Annotated in this window: 17 protein-coding genes and 1 pseudogene; 13 read left to right on the top strand and 5 right to left on the bottom strand. The window is 67.6% G+C overall.

The window, feature by feature from the left end:
• Window position 1: 1 nt before the first annotated feature.
• The 5 genes from hepT (at window position 2) to U7230_RS07805 (ending at window position 4,103) form a co-directional block, all read left to right on the top strand.
• A complete protein-coding gene (gene hepT, locus U7230_RS07825; RefSeq protein ID WP_324715293.1) occupies window positions 2-451 on the top strand; it encodes a type VII toxin-antitoxin system HepT family RNase toxin in 450 nt (149 codons plus the stop codon).
• A gap of 501 nt (window positions 452-952) precedes the next feature.
• A complete protein-coding gene (locus tag U7230_RS07820; protein ID WP_324715292.1) occupies window positions 953-1,558 on the top strand; it encodes a hypothetical protein in 606 nt (201 codons plus the stop codon).
• 112 nt (window positions 1,559-1,670) lie between these two features.
• Window positions 1,671-2,885, top strand: a complete 1,215-nt coding sequence (locus U7230_RS07815) for a cytochrome P450 (RefSeq protein WP_324715291.1) — start codon at window positions 1,671-1,673, stop codon at window positions 2,883-2,885.
• A 165-nt stretch (window positions 2,886-3,050) separates the two neighbouring features.
• Window positions 3,051-3,311, top strand: a complete 261-nt coding sequence (locus U7230_RS07810; RefSeq protein ID WP_324715290.1) for a L,D-transpeptidase — start codon at window positions 3,051-3,053, stop codon at window positions 3,309-3,311.
• A gap of 303 nt (window positions 3,312-3,614) precedes the next feature.
• The gene (locus U7230_RS07805; RefSeq protein ID WP_324715289.1) at window positions 3,615-4,103 is read left to right on the top strand and encodes a DinB family protein; all 489 of its coding nucleotides are present in this window, start codon (window positions 3,615-3,617) and stop codon (window positions 4,101-4,103) included.
• Between the two features lie 170 nt (window positions 4,104-4,273).
• Here U7230_RS07805 and U7230_RS07800 read toward each other — a convergent pair whose 3' ends face one another.
• The 3 genes from U7230_RS07800 to U7230_RS07790 are packed head-to-tail and all read right to left on the bottom strand — an operon-like array spanning window position 4,274 to window position 5,213.
• A complete protein-coding gene (locus tag U7230_RS07800; RefSeq protein ID WP_324715288.1) occupies window positions 4,274-4,723 on the bottom strand; it encodes a type II toxin-antitoxin system RelE family toxin in 450 nt (149 codons plus the stop codon).
• Window positions 4,704-5,003 carry an AbrB/MazE/SpoVT family DNA-binding domain-containing protein gene (locus tag U7230_RS07795; RefSeq protein ID WP_324715287.1) on the bottom strand — a complete coding sequence of 100 codons (300 nt, stop codon included), beginning with the start codon at window positions 5,001-5,003 and terminating at the stop codon, window positions 4,704-4,706. Before U7230_RS07795 ends, U7230_RS07800 begins: the two co-directional genes overlap by 20 nt.
• A 39-nt stretch (window positions 5,004-5,042) precedes the next feature.
• Window positions 5,043-5,213 carry a hypothetical protein gene (locus tag U7230_RS07790; protein WP_324715286.1) on the bottom strand — a complete coding sequence of 57 codons (171 nt, stop codon included), beginning with the start codon at window positions 5,211-5,213 and terminating at the stop codon, window positions 5,043-5,045.
• 1,164 nt (window positions 5,214-6,377) lie between these two features.
• On the opposite strand from U7230_RS07790, the gene U7230_RS07785 reads away from it, so the two are divergent.
• Complete coding sequence (locus U7230_RS07785) at window positions 6,378-7,577, top strand: RWP-RK domain-containing protein (RefSeq protein WP_324715285.1); 1,200 nt, start codon at window positions 6,378-6,380, stop codon at window positions 7,575-7,577.
• Window positions 7,578-7,620: 43 nt separating this feature from the next.
• Here U7230_RS07785 and U7230_RS07780 read toward each other — a convergent pair whose 3' ends face one another.
• On the bottom strand, window positions 7,621-8,241 hold the full coding sequence (locus U7230_RS07780) for a hypothetical protein (RefSeq protein WP_324715284.1): 621 nt from the start codon (window positions 8,239-8,241) through the stop codon (window positions 7,621-7,623).
• 14 nt (window positions 8,242-8,255) lie between these two features.
• Entirely contained in the window at window positions 8,256-8,723 is a 468-nt protein-coding gene (locus U7230_RS07775; RefSeq protein ID WP_324715283.1) for a hypothetical protein, read from the bottom strand.
• A gap of 883 nt (window positions 8,724-9,606) precedes the next feature.
• Here U7230_RS07775 and U7230_RS15485 point away from each other — a divergent pair.
• The 7 genes and pseudogenes from U7230_RS15485 to U7230_RS07745 all read left to right on the top strand — a co-directional run bounded on the left by U7230_RS15485 (window position 9,607) and on the right by U7230_RS07745 (window position 13,654).
• The gene (locus tag U7230_RS15485; protein ID WP_404980602.1) at window positions 9,607-9,888 is read left to right on the top strand and encodes a ribbon-helix-helix domain-containing protein; all 282 of its coding nucleotides are present in this window, start codon (window positions 9,607-9,609) and stop codon (window positions 9,886-9,888) included.
• Window positions 9,889-10,095: 207 nt separating this feature from the next.
• Window positions 10,096-11,076, top strand: coding sequence for a GNAT family N-acetyltransferase (locus U7230_RS07770; protein WP_324718147.1), 981 nt, complete (start codon window positions 10,096-10,098; stop codon window positions 11,074-11,076).
• Between the two features lie 190 nt (window positions 11,077-11,266).
• Window positions 11,267-11,518, top strand: a pseudogene (locus U7230_RS07765) (DUF3782 domain-containing protein); the annotation flags it as partial.
• Between the two features lie 12 nt (window positions 11,519-11,530).
• Window positions 11,531-11,725, top strand: coding sequence for a hypothetical protein (locus U7230_RS07760; RefSeq protein WP_324718146.1), 195 nt, complete (start codon window positions 11,531-11,533; stop codon window positions 11,723-11,725).
• 257 nt (window positions 11,726-11,982) lie between these two features.
• Window positions 11,983-12,339, top strand: a complete 357-nt coding sequence (locus tag U7230_RS07755) for an AbrB/MazE/SpoVT family DNA-binding domain-containing protein (RefSeq protein WP_324718145.1) — start codon at window positions 11,983-11,985, stop codon at window positions 12,337-12,339.
• Window positions 12,336-12,863 carry a PIN domain-containing protein gene (locus U7230_RS07750; protein WP_324718144.1) on the top strand — a complete coding sequence of 176 codons (528 nt, stop codon included), beginning with the start codon at window positions 12,336-12,338 and terminating at the stop codon, window positions 12,861-12,863. The genes U7230_RS07755 and U7230_RS07750 overlap by 4 nt, the downstream gene beginning before the upstream one ends.
• A gap of 428 nt (window positions 12,864-13,291) precedes the next feature.
• Window positions 13,292-13,654, top strand: a complete 363-nt coding sequence (locus tag U7230_RS07745) for a hypothetical protein (RefSeq protein ID WP_324718143.1) — start codon at window positions 13,292-13,294, stop codon at window positions 13,652-13,654.
• Window positions 13,655-13,834 lie beyond the last annotated feature (180 nt).

Here is a 13,834-nt window from a genome sequence, read left to right as displayed (position 1 = left end):
GATGATCGACAGCACCCGAGTTCTTCAGCGGCTGGAACTGGTCACCGAGTACCTGCGTCATCTCCGCACCGTGGCGGCGTTCAGGCGGGAGACGTTCCTCGCTGACCCGCTGGCGATAGGTGCTGCAGAAAGCTACCTCCGAAAGAGCCTGGAAGCGATCTTCGACGTAGGGCGCCACATCCTGGCCAAGACGGGACACGTGGACATGGCTGAGGAGTACAAGTCCATCGCGCGCGGGTTGGTTCGCTACAGCGTCGTGTCCCAGGCCAACGAGCAACCCCTGCTCCAGATGGCCGGATACCGCAACCGCATGATTCACTTCTATCACGAGATCACCGCTGAAGAGCTGTACGACATCCTCCAATCTGGTATCCCCGACATCGAGCGCCTGGTTCAGGAACTGGGCGCGTTCGTGCAACGACTGCAGGCTCTTCAATCGCGCGGGGAGTAGCGTGGACGCACTGCTTCTTGAGCGGGCCTGCGCGGCAGCGAGGCAGGTCACTCCCGCTGCTCACGTCATCGTGTACGGAGACCCCGTTCGCCAGCGGCTGCGCTGCCCGGGCCCCGGGGTCCTCAGCGGGGGTGGGCTCTGTGGACGGCGTGTAGCTGAGTCGTGAGGCGCTTTACGAACTCGTCTGGTCGGAGCCCCTTCAGAAAGTAGCGCGACGCTTCGGCATCTCCGACGTCATGCTGGCAAAGTACTGCAACTACCCTTACCACGCCCCACGAACTTATCCGCACAACCTTGGCCGCCCTTCAACGTGCCAAGCCTGCCGACAACGGCCTCCTGTGGGCCCCAGTCGGTCCGGGGATTCTCGATCTATCGGTGTCGCGCGGTTCACTGGATCGGGCATTGCGCATTATGGACGCCTTGGTCAAGGCGGTGGAGTCGAGGGGTGGCCGTGTGCTGGTCGAGGCCCGAAATGGTGGCATGTCCGAGAGGGGTACGTTCGTGGAGGTCGCCGGGCAGAAACTCGGAATTCGTATGAGAGAACTGGTCGCCCGGACCCCGCACACCGTCACACCGGAAGAGAAGCTTCGCCAGAGGCACGATCCGTGGGCCCGCATTCCCGACTGGGATTACACTCCCTCAGGTCGGCTCGCCCTGGAAATCCGAGATCTTGAGTATCTGGGTCTCGGAGTGCGGCAGCGGTGGGTGGACGGCACCAGCCAGCGACTTGAGCCTTGCATTGGCAAGTTCATCGTGGGGCTTGAGCAGGCTGCTCGAGCCAAGCGAGCTCACCATGAGGAGGTGGAACGCCGCCGCCGGGAATGGGCTGAAGAGGAGCGCAAACGGACTCTCGAACGCCTGAAGCGGGAACAAGAGCAAGCCAGGCACCAAGAACTCGTGCGCGAGGCCGATACATGGGCAACCGCCCAGCGCGTTAGGCTGTATGCGGCCGCGGTGGAACGACAGGCACAAGCGCAAGGCATGGACACGAGCCCCAACAGCCCCGTCGGACGCTGGCTTACATGGGCTCGGTCGGTGGCAGACCGGTTGGATCCGCTGCCGAGGCGGCTGGCGGGCGTCGTCGATGGCGGGCTCGATACCGGGTGACCGGAGGCGCGACGACCCACCCAATCGCGACGCCATCCGGCAGGATTGCCCCCGTCCGTTCGGTATATACCGTCAGAGCCTTCCGCAGGGCACGAAGGGAGAATGTGCCGCCGTGAGCGCGCCGACCGTGTCGTTCGATCCCACCAGCGACGCCGTCTTGCAGCAGACCCGCTACGAGGTTTACCGCTATATGCGGGAGCACGCCCCTGTCTACGAGATCCCGGGCTTCGATAGGCCCTACCGCATGCTCTTTCGCTACGCCGACGCGGTAGCCGTCCTGCGAAGCCCTGCGTTCGTGCGCGAGGCTAAGAACGCAGGGCACGAGATTGCCGTTCAAGACGGGATGCGCCCGATCCGGGAGCTTCTGTCCACCTGGATGCTCCTGCGGGACCCGCCGGACCACACCCGCCTTCGGGCCCTCGTCAGCAAAGCCTTCACCCCGCGCACGGTGGAGAAGCTGCGCGGTTTCATCCGGGAGACTGCCGAGGGACTGCTCGATCGCATGGCCCAACGCGGTAGGGAATCGGACCTCTTGCAGGACTTCGCCGGGCCGCTTCCCGTCATGGTCATCGCCCGGCTCCTGGGCGCGCCCGTGGAAGACGCGGAACGCTTTCGCGCCTGGGCGCGGTGGATTGCGACCTACCTGGGCAGTTGGGAGGGGGCGCCGCCCGAGGCCGCTCACGCGGCCCTGGAGATGGCCGAGTACATGCGCGCGCTGCTCGAAGAGCGCCGCCTCTCGCCGCGGGATGACCTCGTCAGCGCGCTCCTGGCGGCCGAGGAGTCCGGAAACCGCCTCAGCCACGAGGAGGTGGTGGGCACGGCCGTCATGCTGCTCACGGCCGGCCACGAGACGACGGTCAACCTGATCGCCAACGGAACGTATGCGCTGCTGAAAAACCCGGACGCCATGCGCGAGCTTCGGGGCTCGTTGGATTCCCCGGAGGCCATGGCCATCGCGGTCGAGGAGCTGTTGCGCTTCGATGCACCCGTTCAGATGACGGCCCGGCATTGCCGCGAGGAGATCGAGATCGGCGGAGTGCGCTTCCGCAGGGGGGACGTGGCGGGACCCGTGTTCGGGTCGGCCAACCGCGATCCGGCCCAGTTCCCGGACCCGGATCGGCTGGACGTGCGACGCCGGCCCAACGAGCACCTGGCCTTCGGGCACGGCCAGCACTACTGCGTCGGGGCCGGGCTGGCGCGGCTCGAGGGGCAGATCGCCATCGGAGCGCTCCTGCGCCGGTTTCCGGAGCTTTCGCTCGTAGAGGAGCCCCGGTACGTGCGCAACATGGCCTTTCGGGCGCTCGAGGGCCTGCGCGTCGCCTGGTGAACAGCGGAATGAGGCATGGGCGCCGGCCCTTTCTTCTTGTCCGCCGTCCTCCTCAATCCGGCGGCCGTAGCCAGGGACCCCTCCCGGAGAACCCGCTCCGCCATACCGCGGCAGGTTTCCCGGCATACCATGCAACGCGAACCTCGTCCTGAAGGGGCTATCGGCATGGGGCCACGGGTCCGGGTCTCTCTGCGTGAGCGGGCGGCGACGGTGTGGCCGGATGACGCCGGCCCCGTCACTTTCTCGGTGGGCGTCGGGCGCCCTGCAAGCCCGACGCCGGTCGGGCAGTGGCACGTGATCGAACGGCGGCAAGAGGTGGCCGGTGGCACCGTGGTCGATGTCTTCGTGCTCGACGCGCCCGGTCACATATGCTTGCGCGGCCATCCCGACCTCGCGAGTCTCGGCCGCGCCTCGTCAGGCGGCTGAGTGCGGATGTCGCCGCAGGATGCGGCGCGATTGGCGCAGTGGCTCCGCCCGGGCGACCTGGTGGAGATCGTCGAGGCGTGAGGGCCCCCGGGAGTCGCTCGTGTCTTCGCACCGTGGTGGGCTCGGCTCAGGAATCGCGAAGTTGACACACCGCTGTCAGCGATGGAGGTGTACGATGACCGTGAGACCGATCCCTGATGGCAACGCAGGGCGTTCAGCGGCGATCCTGCTGGGAGTGGGTGCGCCGTGGTGTTCGCCGAGCCCGTCAAGTCTGCTGCGTGAGCGCAACGAGGAGGTGCCCGCATGCCCGTCGACGCTACGACCCTGGTCGAGTGGTTCGAGAAGTCATGGAACGAGGCCTATCACACGCCCGTCGCCAGGGCGCTCGAGGGCCTGACGGCGGCCCAGGCGTTTTGGAAGCCGGCTCCCGAACGCCACTCCGCCTGGCAGCAGGTCATGCACATGGCGTACTGGCGGGAGTACTTCATCCGGGCGCTGGAGGGCAATCCGGCTTTTCCGGCGGAGGCTGACCTGCAGGCGAACAACTGGCCTCCGCACCCCGAGCCCGCGGACGACGCAGCCTGGGCCGCTGCCCGCAGCCGTCTCGAAGCGACGCAGCAACGCCTGGTGAAGCTGCTGCGGGCCATGCCGCCTGAACGTCTCGAAAGGCCGGCGTGGGGCGGCGAGGAACCGGTGGCGCTGGCCATCGTGCATTACATGCGCCACGACAGCTACCACCTGGGGCAGATCATGCTGCTGCGCGGGTTGCAGGGCCTCCCGCCGCTGGACTGAGGTTCACATCCGGCGCACCGCTGTGGAAGACAGGCTGGGCGGAGGTGGGCCGGTCGAGCTGGAAAGCCGGCGGTGGCTTCGCGAGCTGCGGAGGCCGGCCGGTGTCCAGAACCGCACGGCGAGCGGCTTGCCGCCGACATCGTGAGGCCTGCCAGCCGGTGGGCGTGGCGTCACGCTGCCTGGTCCGAGCACCCCGGCGAGTAGCAAGGCCCTTGGCTGGCCGCCGCTGACCCGGGAGCAGTGCGAGCCCCGCCGCAGCGCCGCCACCCGCCGGGCTGCCCTCTCGGAGAGGCCCTCGTGAGGGGGCCGACGATCACCACGAGGCAGACCCTCCCTTTGGGCTTCACCGCGTACACCGCCCTGGAGGCCCCTCCAGGCAGGGAGAATGCCAGGGACGGCAGCCGCAGCAGGCCTTTCAGCTCCCCTGTCAACGGGTGGCCGGCCATGGGGTCGTCCATCAGCCGACGAAGCGCCTGCACCGCCCTTGCCTCGAGGGGTCCCAGCTCTTTCAGCTCCTTGACGGCTGTCGAGGACAGCCGCACCTGGTAAGGCGCAGGAGGGGACGGTTCGGGGGCAGGAGCCTGGGACGGCGTACGGCCCTCATCCCTCCTGCGGGGCATTCAGGTCGAGGCCTTCCTGGGCGGCGAACTCCTCCAGAGTCACGGTGCGCCCCTCGGCGTACTCCTTCTCCGCGTGCTGCCACAGCAGCAAGAGAGGGTCTTCGGCCTTCGCCAGGCGAAGGGTACGGCCCACCTGCTGGGCGAACAGGGTGTCACCCGGCTCCAGGCCCAGCGCCTTGCGGAAGTGAGCCGGCAGCATTACGCATCCCTTGCCGTCTACCCGCACGGGCACGGGCTTTCGGGTGGCGGTGGTCATGGGCAGCCCACGTGCCTTCAGCATGAGTGGGAATCTCCCACCGCAGGTCCCCTTCAGGATACACTACCGCCCGTCGTCCAGCCGCTCGGCCACTCCCCGGTCCGTCTCCTGGCGGACTCTCACACGGCTGGTGAGCCGAAGCGGGTGGTGCTGGAAGGGGTTCTCCTGCCTGGCAGAGGCAGCCTCGCTCGGCGACTGCGGGTCTTCCGTGAGCGGTATAATCTCTCTCAGCAACCTCCCGCGTCATCGTCCGAGAGCCGCTGTGAGGCCGCCACGCCCGGGGGTGGCGAGGAGTATGCCCGCGTCACCCGTAGGTCCGGATCGGATGGTCATCAAACGAGGTGGGTTCTGTCGCGGGGTCGGCAGCCAGCAGAGTAGCCCGTGGGGTTGAAGGAAGTGGTCTAGGACGCGCGAGGCGCTGTTTCGACGCCCGTCTCATCCGGGCCTACGGCGCGAGGGAGGATTGTCCTGGCCGCTCCAGGCCCGCCGCCGGGACTGTCCCGCTGAGGCTCGCTCCGCCCGACGTCGCGCTGGCCGAACAGGCGGCTCCGGGTCAAGCGAGTCGCGATGCTGACATGGAATCACGGCGAGGGCGGACCGACCCGGTCGCGGCGCCGGGAGCCGAAGGAAGATTCATCATGGAGGACGAGACATACATCGGTGCCTACGGTCTGCTGGGCAAAACGGGCCGGACCGTGAGGCCGACGAAGGCACCGGCTCCCGCTTTCAGGGGCTGCTCAATGCGGCCTGGGCACTGGGCAAGCTGTACATCCCGACTCGGTATCCTAACGCGGCAGATCACCATGCCCAAGGCCGTTCGCAAAGGGCTGGGCATCAAGGTCGGGGGCGACGTCCTGACAGAGACGGTCAGCGACCGAGAGGCGCGCAGCATCGTGCTCCCCCGGCCCACGCTACTCAAGAATCTTCGAGGGCCAGTCACGCCCCGGCGTCCCCTGGAGGGCGAGACGGTCGAGCAGGCCATCCGAGAAGGCCGACGAGGCCTCGCCGAAGGGTGGGAGGCATCCCGGGGCTCTGGGGGAGTGGTCGCCGCCTCGGACGCACGCCGAGGGCGGGAGGCGCAGCGGGTCGACCCGCCGAGTGCTCGGTGCGGGCGGTCAACCGATGGCAACCTGGCTGCCGGACACCGACGTCGTCATCTACCTGCTCACCCGCCCAAAGGCACACCGCCCCGGGCGTGCGCCTCGATCCCCATCTCGCAGCACGTGGCCGTCCTCCAGCTCTCGGCCACGAGGCCGCAAAGAGAGTCCTTCAGCTGGCCCGGCGCCCGAGGTCAAGTGCGAGCGACGCGATGGGTCCTCTCCGATGGACGCGTCGATGCCAGGTGCCTGAAGCCAGGCGCGTGACCTGACCCCGCCGGCGGTAAGGGGGGCATGACTCGTGGAAGAGGTGCGCCTGACTCGTGAGGAGCTCTACCGGCTTGTCTGGTCCGAACCCATCCAGCGGGTGGCCCGGCGTCTCGGTATCTCTGACGTCATGCTGGCGAAACACTGCAGGCGGATGGAGGTACCTCGTCCCGGCCGGGGGTACTGGCAGCGTGTGGCCGTAGGTCAACACCTCAAACCCGCGCCCCTGCCGCCACCCAAGAGTCCGCAGACCCCGACCGCGTGCGTGATCCGGGCGCCGACGCAGCAAAGGCGGGAGACGCCGGTGCAGAAGGAGACCGCGCCAGAGGTCACAGTGCAGAGTAAGCTGAACGCGCCACACCCGCTGGTCCGATCCACCCTCGACGCCCTCCGGCGGTGGACGCCCGATAGGGACGGGCTGTTGCGGGTCAGGGGAGCGGAGGGCAGCCTCGACGTGGCGGTGTCGCCGTCCTCGGTCGACCGCGCCATGCGCATCCTGGACGCGCTCCTCAAGGCCGTCGAATCGAGGGGCGGCCGCGTCTTGGTGCGGCGGCATCCCGACGCATGGGTGCGGGCGGGAATGCAGAGGGCAGACACCCTGGTGGAGGTGCAGGGCCAGCAGGTCCAGTTTCGGCTGAGGGAGCTTCTGAACCGCCGGCCCCACACGCCCACCTTGGAGGAACAACAAGCCCGGGCACGGTACTCGTGGGCCTTCGCGCCGATGTGGGATTACACGCCGTGTGGCCGCCTTTCCCTGGAAATCGTGAGCTACTGGCCCGGCAACGCCCGCAAGCGCTGGACGGATGGTGCGAGAGAGCGCCTCGAGGAGTGTCTCGGGGAGGTGGTTGTGGCACTGGAGCAGGCCGCCCGGGCTATGCGCGAGCAACAGGAAGCCGAGGAGCGAGCTCGGCAGCGACAGGCCGAAGAGGAGCGGCGGCGAAGGCTCCAGGAACTGGAGCGCCAGCGCGAGGAGGCCCGGCGCCGGCAACTGGCCGAAGAAGCCGAACGGTGGCATCTGGCGCGGCGCGTCAGGGCGTACATCTCGGCCGTCGAACAGCAGGCGAAGCTGCGAGGCATGGACACAGGGCCAGAAGGCGCCCTTGGGCGTTGGATAGCGTGGGCCCGGTCGGTGGTGGATGAGCTGGACCCCCTGAAGGGGCGATTGGCGGCGCTCTTTCTCCCCAAAACGGAATGCAGCGGCCGCGAACACCACGTTACCGGACAAGCCCCGTAGACTCGCTGAATCAACGGTGGCGAGCCTGCGGAGCACCTCATGGCTACGCAGACCCAGCCAACCCTTTCCGTCCGGTGACGAAGTGCGCAGCTCGCTCGAAGTTAGTCAAGAGCACACAATGTCGTCGGTCGAACTCGGCGCGCACCATGCTGTCCGTTAGTGCACTGTCTCGGCACAGGAACGCCGCCTCATCTTGATGATGCTCCAGGTCCTCGATCACGGACGCTGCGATGACTGCGTCAGGGTATTCGAGGTCGTATTCATCTTGATACCTTCGGGCGCGCAAATAGACCGAATGCGTGACCGTGAGGATCTGGGCACAAGCCAGTGTTCTGTCGAGCGTTATATAAAGCCGCTCATACTCAGTCAAGTTTGCTTCATCGAGCGCTCGGATTGCTTGCGCCACGGAGGCTTCCGCGGCCCGGCCACCTTCATCGGTTGCCCTGGCCAGGTGTTTCCGTTCCTGTTCAAGCAAACGGCGCAGCTCCGATCGCCTTTTCACCTGGCTGGTCACCCGGTAGAATGGTTCAAGCAACGTAAACGCTGGCAACCGGAGCGACGCCCCACCTTGTTCGACGAAGCCAAGAATGTGTTCGGCGAAAGCGCGCTGCGCCTGGTCGAATACAAGTTCTAGGACAAAGTTCGACTCGATGTAAACAATCATGCCTTTACCGCTAGCTACTCCGCCTTCGTCATTTGCTCGAGTCGAACGTCGCCACCCGCGATGGCGTCGACGAACCCGCTTCGCCGCAGCGCCGCCCGCAAGTCTGGATCCTGTTCGTCCCGACCAAGCACCAGGTCAGACAGCCAGCGGTTGACGAGGTACGCTAGACTGAGATGCAGGAGGCCGGGTTGGGTCTTTAGACCGCCGTAGCGTGCTACAATCTGCTCCATCGGGAAGGAGATACGGTCGTGCCAGTTTACTCGGTTGCCTGACACCTGCCACAAGTACCCGCGAGAGGGGGTCAGAAGCAAGACGTATTGCACCGAGGGCGGCAAGGCGGTCGGGGTATCCCAGAGCCGCGCCGCGAGCTCGGAAGCGACGGCATCGGAGATGTCGCGCCTGCTCTTGACCTCCACGATGGCGACTGCTTGGCCGTACTTGTCGTACACGACAATGTCGTGCAAGCGATAGGATAGGGCCATCTGTTCGGAACCACCCACGCCGCGACCCAGTGTTTCGGGCCGCTTCCATCATACCCGCATCCCATGGCACCGGCAACCGTGGACGCATCTCCCACAGCCGCTGCAGCGCCACCGGATCTGCGGCAAAGGGCTGCTGAGCTGGACTACCCGAGGGACAGGCGCGCTTGAGGCCCAACGTTCTTCGGGGGCGCGATGTCTGGTACCCGCTCACCGGTCCTCTTCGGCTCGACGCTCAGAGGCGTATGCGGCCGTCAGGGCAGAAGGTGCGGAAGTCGCACGCCCTGCACGTCGCCACCTCGCTCGCCGGCGGGTACCGGCCGTCCATGGCTGGCGGCTCGGCGACACCGTCCGCGTCCGCCGGCAGCATGGTCACATCTTCCCGGGATTCGTCCGCAGAACCTGCCGAAGCCTCGGCTGAAGCGGCCTCGTACCATCGTCTCGGCGCCCCCCTCCTCATAGCATGGTCGAACTCGCTCAAGAGCTCCGACAGGCGACCCAGGGGCGACCCGGAAAACGAGGGCCCACTCCTGTTCCTCGGTGAGAGGACCGATGGCGCCGTATTCGCCGCTCAGTTGCTGGACCATCTGAAAGGCCCAACCGTGCATGGTGCCGACGAACATCCCGCGGGCCACCGGCGGGATGGGGCGGGGAAGCCCGGCGTGGTGATAAGCGACGCCCCTGGGGAGCAGTTCCACCACGTCCTCGGCGTCCGGGTCCCGGTCTAGCACGACGCCGGCCAGATGGATGAGTTCCCGGTGGGCCTCGCGGGGGATGGCATCCTCCAACAACGGCGCGATCTCCCGGGCGGCGCGTTCGGCGGCCGTCCGGCTCCCGCAAAACACCAGCGCCTGCTCGCCGGTGCGGGTAGCTCTGCGACATTATCATGTTGGCGGCGGTGGGTGATATGAAACGGACGCAGGTATACCTCGACCCACTCGAGCACGAGGCGCTGAAGCGACGCGCGGCAGAAGAAGGGGTCTCGATGTCCCAGCTGTTGCGTCGCCTTGTGAGGCAGCAGCTCGGGCTCCGGGGAGCAACTCGGGCGGGGGCCGATCGCCTCATGCGATTGGTGGGTATCGGCGCGAGTGGATGGCCCGATGTCTCGGAGCGGCATGACGATCATCTGGCAGAGGCGCTGGGCCGAGAGGTTGAGGAGGAGACTTGAAGGTTTTCGTCGATACGGGTGCCCGGTATGCCCTGGCCGACCACGAATTCGTGGCCACCGCGGTTGGTGAGCGGCTTCGGGCGCCGGCTTTGGCGTCCGCGTCTTGCCCCCGTGCGCGGGCCGGCGGGACGAATCGCCGGAGTCGAGGCACGAGCAGCGGAGGGCGAGGATGGGCGGCAGGGACCTGGGGAAGGGCGGGCGGTCAGGATGCGGGTGGTGCGGCTGCAGTCGGCGGGCGAGTTCCTGGCGCTGGCAGGGGCATTCTTGCTGCAGCACGAGGCGGAGCACCACCTCATGCTGGGGGTGGCCGGCGAGCTTGCCCGAGGACCCGGCCCTTCCGAAGCTCCGCCGTACCTGGCCGCCGTGGTGAAAGGCGACCGGGTGCTGGCCGCGGCGCTCATGACCCCGCCCCGCAACCTGCTGCTCTCCCGGTTCGAGGCGCCCGATGCGCCGGAGCTCAGCGCGCCGGATGCGCCGGAGCTCGGGGCCCTTGACGCGCCGGCGCCCGCCGAACCGCTGGCCCTCATCGCAGACGACCTGGCGGGTGGGGGGTGGGCGGTGCCGGGGGTGCTGGCCCCAAGCCCCCTGGGCCGCCGGTTCGCCGAACTGTGGCAGGCTCGCACGGGCATCCCCTTCCGCCCGGGGATGGCGCAGCGGATCTACGCCCTCGTCCGGCGCGAGGGCCGCCCAGTGCGGGCGCCGGCGGGAGTGCCCGGCCGGCTGCGGCGGGCGACCGAGGAGGACCGGGAGCTACTCGTCCGGTGGGTGACGGCGTTCGCCGCGGAGGCCCTGCCGCAGGAACCGCCCGATGCCGCCCGGGCGCAGCGGCTCGTCGACGGCTACCTGCAGCCGGGCCTGCAGCCCGAGCGGCGCGGCATGGTGCTCTGGGAAGACGGGCAGCCGCCCCGCCCGGTCTCCATGGCGGCGTTCACCGGGCCCACGCCCAACGGGATCCGGGTGCAGGCGGTCTACACGCCGCCGGAGCTGCGCCGGCGGGGCTACGCCAGCGCCTGCGTGGCGGCGCTGAGCCAGTGGCTGCTGGACTCGGGGTACCGGGCCTGCTTTCTCTTCACGGACCGGAGCAACGCGACGTCCAACCACATCTACCAGGCCATCGGCTACGCACCGGTGTGCGACGCGGACGAATTCCGGTTCGGGGCGGCGGGAGCGGCAGCGGCGGGGGCATAGCCGGACCGTCACCCTGGCAGCGGGGGCTCGACAGGACGGGTAGCGTTGCCATCGCCCACTCCCCGGGGCCGGCGGCCATCAAAGTCGTCCATGGTAAACTACGGGCGGGAGGCCGAAGGAGGCTTGTACTTGGTGCTGAAGGAAGACGTAATCCGGCTCTTGCGCGAAGACGTGGCCTCAACGGCGCACCGAGGCACGGCTGGAGACGTTGACGGCAAGGGTCGATGCGCTGACGCAGACCATCGGTCACATGGAAGAACGGTGGGGCCCGGCACATGAGCAGATCGCTCAGGACCTCGTACCGGAGATCCTGCGGCGCAAGGGCTGGAAGGTGCTCAAGGCGACCCCGGTGGTCTTCGACGGGGAAATGGACCTGGTCGTAGCAGTGGAGGCGGAGGGGCGGGTCTTCACGCTGGCCACGGAGGTGAAGGGACGAGTGTAGTACCGCACCCCCATGGATCAGGTCCTCGCCAAAGCCCGTCAACCCGCCTTCGTGGCCGCCGTGCGTCGCGAGGGCTTCCCCGAACCGATCGTGCCGGTGGTGTTCGGACTGGTGATTTACTCGGGCGCCGAGGAGGCGGCCCGGCAGGCGGGCGTGGGGCTGTTTTCGCCCCACGGGGAGCTTGTGGCCCCTTCCTTGCAACCCTAAGCGCTGGGCCCGACCCGCCCCCCTCGCCGGGCGAGTCCGCCGGAAGCGTTACGTGCCAGTGCACGCTGGCTTGCAGCCACTCGTTCAGCTCCACGCCGTCGCGTTCCCCGATCTGTTGCGTCTGCCCGAGCTGACCTCGTTCCGTGCGGTCTACTCGTAAGAGGCTCCCGCATAATCGTCCTACCAGGCGGCGAGACTCCTACGTGCCGGCCGCATGTCTGACCTGGACAGCTTTCGTAGGAGGCGGTAGACTGCAGATGAGGGACGGTCATCCGATGGGCGTGGTAAGGGTGCTCCCTAAGGGGCAGATTACGATGCCGAAGGCCGTTCGCGAGCGGCTGGGCATCGAGGTCGGGGACGACCTCCTCGTCGAAGCGGTCAGCGAGCGAGAGGCACGCATCATCGTGCTTCCCCGGCCGACGTCGCTCAAGGACCTCCGAGGGCTGGTCAAGCCCCGCCACCCCCTGGACGAGGAGACGGTTCGACAGGCCATTCGAGAGGGGCGCCGAGGGCTGGCTGAGCGATGGGGGGCGTCCCGTCGCTCGGCGGGGTTGGTTGCTTACGCTAAGGCCCTCCGGGAGGCCGCGGCTTCGGTCAACCAGCCCCTCAAGTGATCGACGCGGGCATCGAGCGGATGACCACCTGGCTGCTGGACACCAACATCGTTCTCTACCTGCTCACCCGCCCGGAGCACAGCCCAGGTGCCCCGGCCGCTGCCGTCGACCCCCATCTCCGGGCGCTCTACCGCGCGCTGGATGCGTTTATCGACCGGGTGGGCGCGGCCGGTGACCGCCTGCTGCTAACCCCCCTCGTGGTACTGGAGACAGTGGCCACCCTGCAGCATGCGGCGGTTTTCCAGCTCCCTGCCGCCGAGGCCGCCGAGCGGGTACTTCGTTTAGCCCAAGCCCCGGAAGTCGAATGTGAGCAACGCGAATGCGTCATAGCCGCCCTGAGCCTGCAGGCGCTGGGCAAGGGGGATATGGTCGACGAATACCTGGTATGTCGGGCGAGGGAGACCGACGTTCATATCCTGAGCAACGACCGGGAGCTGTGCCGTCGCGCGGCCGGTAAGGCCGTATGGCTGCGTGACCTGGTAGACAAGGCAGAAGGAAGGGGCCGACGGCCACCCTCCGAGTAGGCCCGGCTTCAGAGAAAGGAGCTGAGAGAAATAGCTCCCCGTGGGGCCGAGCATGGTATCGTCGCGGGGCTCCTCGCCGGGCTCCTGGCCCCCTTCGCGCGTCAGCAACGGCTGGGGCGCGTGGCAGGGGAGATGGGTTTTTGTTCGCCCAGAGCCCTGACACGGTTCGGGCGCCCGATGTCGCTTTCATTGCCGACACCTGCGCCATCTGCGGGATCACCGCCAACGGCTGATGGAGATGGACCGAATGTCGACGGCGTGTCGACATGCATGGCCGTGGGCTTCCAAGAGCTGGCCGAGCGTCCTGGGCATGTTTCGCCCAGGCTTCGATGCGGCATGCAGCCAGAGCCCGTGGCGATGGGCGGGGGTCACGCAAGGAAGCCCCGTTGCCACTGGCGAAGCCTTCAGGCCAGGCACGACGCCCGGAGGTGGTGATGATGCACTATTCACCGGAACCGGATTGGCCCTGCGTGGGCCCTGATGGTGCCCCCGTCGATGTCGAGTTGTATGCGCGTTTTGCGCCGAAGAAGCTCGAACTCGTAAGAGGTTACCTGATCAACGGGCCGGAGCATCCGGAGGCCCGGCTGAGGCCGCTGGCTTTGTTGCTCCGCAACGTCGGGCTGAAAGCCGCGTTACGGCTGGCGCCCCGCGAAGCCTGGAAGCGGGCCATGCGCGAGGCCGAGCCTTTCCAGCGCCCATCGGGCCCTGCCCGCAAGGTCACGATACCTGCCGACGTCGGGGAGCGCCAGCGTCACGCGGGCTTTGGGGGAACCCGGCCTCGCGAACGATAGCGGTCAGCAGGGCCTCGGTGACCCAGCGCCGCGCTTGCAGAACGGGTTGCGTCTTCTTTGGCTGGCCCATCTTGTCGCCGGGGGCGTAGCTCCGGACGGCAGACGTAGGCGCTGTCAGTTGCGTGAGGAGCCCTACCAACGTGATAGGATAGCGCCGGGGCTGGATGCCCTTCAGGGCCT

Origin of the sequence: Limnochorda sp. L945t (assembly GCF_035593305.1) — a bacterium.
GTDB lineage: Bacteria > Bacillota > Limnochordia > Limnochordales > Geochordaceae > Carboxydichorda > Carboxydichorda subterranea.
The sequence above is the reverse complement of the archived record's forward strand: the minus strand, read 5'-3'. Positions and strand labels throughout refer to the sequence as shown.

Coding starts and splice junctions, on each gene's coding strand:
- U7230_RS15485 (WP_404980602.1), top strand. CDS start 9,607: ATGTTGGCGGCGGTGGGTGATATGAAACGGACGCAGGTATACCTCGAC.
- U7230_RS07755 (WP_324718145.1), top strand. CDS start 11,983: ATGAGGGACGGTCATCCGATGGGCGTGGTAAGGGTGCTCCCTAAGGGG.
- U7230_RS07805 (WP_324715289.1), top strand. CDS start 3,615: ATGCCCGTCGACGCTACGACCCTGGTCGAGTGGTTCGAGAAGTCATGG.
- U7230_RS07780 (WP_324715284.1), bottom strand. CDS start 8,241: ATGATTGTTTACATCGAGTCGAACTTTGTCCTAGAACTTGTATTCGAC.
- U7230_RS07770 (WP_324718147.1), top strand. CDS start 10,096: ATGCGGGTGGTGCGGCTGCAGTCGGCGGGCGAGTTCCTGGCGCTGGCA.
- U7230_RS07810 (WP_324715290.1), top strand. CDS start 3,051: ATGGGGCCACGGGTCCGGGTCTCTCTGCGTGAGCGGGCGGCGACGGTG.
- U7230_RS07775 (WP_324715283.1), bottom strand. CDS start 8,723: ATGGCCCTATCCTATCGCTTGCACGACATTGTCGTGTACGACAAGTAC.
- U7230_RS07795 (WP_324715287.1), bottom strand. CDS start 5,003: ATGCTGAAGGCACGTGGGCTGCCCATGACCACCGCCACCCGAAAGCCC.
- U7230_RS07760 (WP_324718146.1), top strand. CDS start 11,531: ATGGATCAGGTCCTCGCCAAAGCCCGTCAACCCGCCTTCGTGGCCGCC.
- U7230_RS07800 (WP_324715288.1), bottom strand. CDS start 4,723: ATGCCCCGCAGGAGGGATGAGGGCCGTACGCCGTCCCAGGCTCCTGCC.
- hepT (WP_324715293.1), top strand. CDS start 2: ATGATCGACAGCACCCGAGTTCTTCAGCGGCTGGAACTGGTCACCGAG.